Genomic DNA, 3,065 nt, shown 5'->3' with positions numbered 1-3,065 from the left:
TGGACTCGAGCAGCTACGGTCCCGGTGAAGGCGCGTGGCGCAGGGGTTGCCCCCTGAACGATGGCGGCACGCACCAGCGGCGCTTCGGTGCGTGGATCGGATTGTGTTTTTTCGCCGCAGGCGACCAACGCAAACGGCAATACGCAGATGACGGTAGGTAAAAAGAGGCGGCGCCGGAGCATGGGAGTCCCATAAACGAATTGATTGGGACTCTCACTCTGAATCTGGTGACTAATTTAGTCAATGGTCACAAATATCCAGGCGTCACGGCGACAAGCTGCGCAGCACCAGGCTAGACAGTTGACCTGGCGCTTCGTCGGTGTAGTCGAAACCATGCTGCAAGAGCAGCGGGTTGAGGTAAGGACGCATGACCAGATAGATCGCCATCACGGTTTCATCGAGGGGTGTCTTGCGCTCGAAGTCTCCGGTTTGCCGACCTTCCTGCAGGATGTCCTGAAGCAACTCCCGGATGCGCCCTTCATAAGCGAGCGCCGCCTGCCAGCGCTCGGTCGCCGCCGAAGCGGCAATCTCGTAGAGCTTACGGTCCTGGAAAAACAGGCGAAGGCTGGCCTCGACGATCGCCTTGAACATCCGCCGCAGCTTCTCCGGCGGGCGATCGGCCTCATCGACGGCCGCTCTGACCTCGGCCTCGATCTGGCGCAGGCAATTCGCGCAGATCATCTCGCCAATGGCCTGCTTGGACTCGAAGAACTTGTAGATGTAGGCCTTGGAAAAGCCGATGGCTTTGGCGAGATCGGAGACGGTCGTCTTCTCGTAGCCATACCGGCTGAAGTGCTCGGTGGCTGCGGCAACAATCTGATCGCGCACTTCGTGATCGGCTGGGCCGCGAGCTAGAACTGAATGGGTGACTGTTTTGTTCATGATTTACAGCTTACTGCCAGTCGTTAAAGCGGACAACCAGTGACCATTATGTATTATGGTCACTAGCATTCTGCTCGCCATATCCCCAGCTCCGGAAGAAGCTCATGCCACCCAAGCGCACCCTTGCCCTGCTCATCAGTGCCAGCCTCTCGGCAGGCTGCGCCATCGGTCCTGACTATGTTCGCCCCGACGCGCCTCTGCAGGAACACTTCCTGGGGCAGGCGGCAGTCGATCAACGGCATGCCACTGCCAGCGCCGACCTCGTCGCCTGGTGGACGGGTTTTGGCGACCCGCAACTGACTCGCTTCGTAACCCTTGCACTGGGACAGAACCTCGATCTGGCGCAGGCGTCCGCCCGCGTCGCTCAGGCGCGTACGGGATGCCCTCGCGCGGATGGACGACTTCGCAGACCGGCAGCGAACGTCCGGCTAGCGGGATCGCGGCGCGCAGCAGGAACAGCTTGCCGGCGGCATCGATCGGCGACCAGTCCACCAGGATCAACGGATGCCTGAGCGAGCCCAGCCGGGCACGGCGCATGACCCAGTAGAACAACCCCCGCTCGGCCTGCAGCTGGCGGTTGCCGAGCAGGCGGTCGACCCGCTTGATCGCATGCCTGGGATAGGCCGAGCCGGGCAGGAAGCGCCCCAGCGCGGTCAGGCTCAGGCAGCGGCCTTGCAGCAGGGCGGCCACCGCGGCCATCAGGGCCTCGAGACGGCGGGCATGGATCGTGGGGAGTGCCTTGGCGAAGGCGGCGTGCAAGAATTGGACGGTCTGCATGGGCTGGGGACGCTGTTTTTGTTTGGCGACAACCAACGTGCCTGCCCATGCGGGCCTCTTCAAGCCCTACCTATTTGATTTTTCGGGAAAATTTCTGGGGATCACTCAGGGTCGAAAGGTACTGCCAACGTTGTTGGCGGATTGACAGAGATACGGCGACAATCCCGGATATGAAACGAACCACCCTGCAGCACGACGCCCCTGCCAGCGATGCCATTTCCTATGCCGGTTACCGCTTCCCACCCGAGGTGATCGGCTATGCGGTGTGGCTGTACTAGCGTTTCCCCTTGAGCCTGCGCATGGTCGAAGAGCTGCTGGCCGCGCGCGGCATCGCGCTGACCTACGAGACGGTGCGGCGCTGGTCGGTGACCTTTGGCCTGGGCATTGCCCGGCGTATTCGCTCCACCGCGTTGGCCCCGAGGCGACACGTGGCACCTCGATGAGGTGGTGGTCACGATCAACGGCAGGAGGCACTGGCTGTGGCGCGCGGTGGACCAGTACGGCGCAGTGCTCGATGTGCTGGTGCAACGCCGGCGCGACAAGCGGGCGGCCAGGCGGCTCATACGCAAGCTGCTCAGAAAGCACGGCCGCGCTCCGCGTGTCCTGGTCACCGACAAGCTCGGGAGTTATGCGGCGGCGAGCAGGGAAATGGGGTTGAGCGTCGAACACCGCCAGCATAAAGGCTTGAACAACCGGGCGGAGAACTCGCACCAACCGATCCTGGTACGCGAGAAAGTGATGCGCCGCTTCAAGTCGGCGCGCCAGTTGCAACGATTCGCTTCGGTCCACGATCGGGTCGCCAACCTGTTCATGCACTGCCGTTACCACACGAACGCGCAACAGAAGCGAGAGGCGCGCACCCAAGCCTTTGCGGCTTGGGAAAGGGTGACGTGCGCCCCGATGTCAGAACGTCTCGCCGCGTGAGTTCTTCATCCTCGTGAGTCATGTTTTCGTTCGGCCGCACATCAACAACGTGACAGTACCTCTGGGTCAATGCCAACTGGCATGTCAGCCATCGAGTGCGAGCCTGGATCGGGGCGCATAATCGCCGGACCAAGGTTGGGGATGGCGTACAGATCGTAACCTGCTGCCTGCCGAGCAAAAGCCCTTGGCTGAACCGAATCGAGCCCTGCTGGGTGCATGGCAAGCGGGCAATCCATGAACCCGAACGCCCGTTGACCATCGCCGAGGTAATGGAGCGGGTCTGCACCTATTACGGTTGCGAACAGCTCCCACCACTTGAACAGGATGTTGGTTGAAACTGCACTAGGGCCTGTTAACACTATTTGCTATAATGCAGCAAAATAGTGTTGAGACCGAGTGCCATGCAACTGACCGCCGAGCAATTCAAACAAATCGAAGGCTTGTTGCCGCGCCAACGCGGCAATGTACGCCTGGGCAACCTG

The 3,065-nt window shown here is 61.3% G+C and carries 1 protein-coding gene and 4 pseudogenes; 2 read left to right on the top strand and 3 right to left on the bottom strand.

Annotated elements, in window-relative coordinates; all coding sequences use genetic code 11:
- From ACYVD0_RS11525 to ACYVD0_RS11515, 3 genes and pseudogenes are all read right to left on the bottom strand, one after another.
- A pseudogene (locus ACYVD0_RS11525) lies at positions 1–182 on the bottom strand (efflux RND transporter periplasmic adaptor subunit); the annotation flags it as partial.
- An 82-nt stretch (positions 183–264) separates the two neighbouring features.
- On the bottom strand, positions 265–882 hold the full coding sequence (locus tag ACYVD0_RS11520) for a TetR/AcrR family transcriptional regulator (protein ID WP_460426945.1): 618 nt from the start codon (positions 880–882) through the stop codon (positions 265–267).
- Between the two features lie 360 nt (positions 883–1,242).
- Positions 1,243–1,659 (bottom strand): annotated as a pseudogene (locus ACYVD0_RS11515) (IS4 family transposase); the annotation flags it as partial.
- A 170-nt stretch (positions 1,660–1,829) separates the two neighbouring features.
- Here ACYVD0_RS11515 and ACYVD0_RS11510 point away from each other — a divergent pair.
- Positions 1,830–2,583: pseudogene (locus tag ACYVD0_RS11510) on the top strand (IS6 family transposase).
- A gap of 80 nt (positions 2,584–2,663) precedes the next feature.
- Positions 2,664–2,918, top strand: a pseudogene (locus ACYVD0_RS11505) (hypothetical protein); the annotation flags it as partial.
- Between the last annotated feature and the right edge of the window lie 147 nt (positions 2,919–3,065).

The organism is Azotobacter armeniacus (genome assembly GCF_054779355.1).
This window is presented reverse-complemented; position numbering and strand designations above follow the sequence as displayed.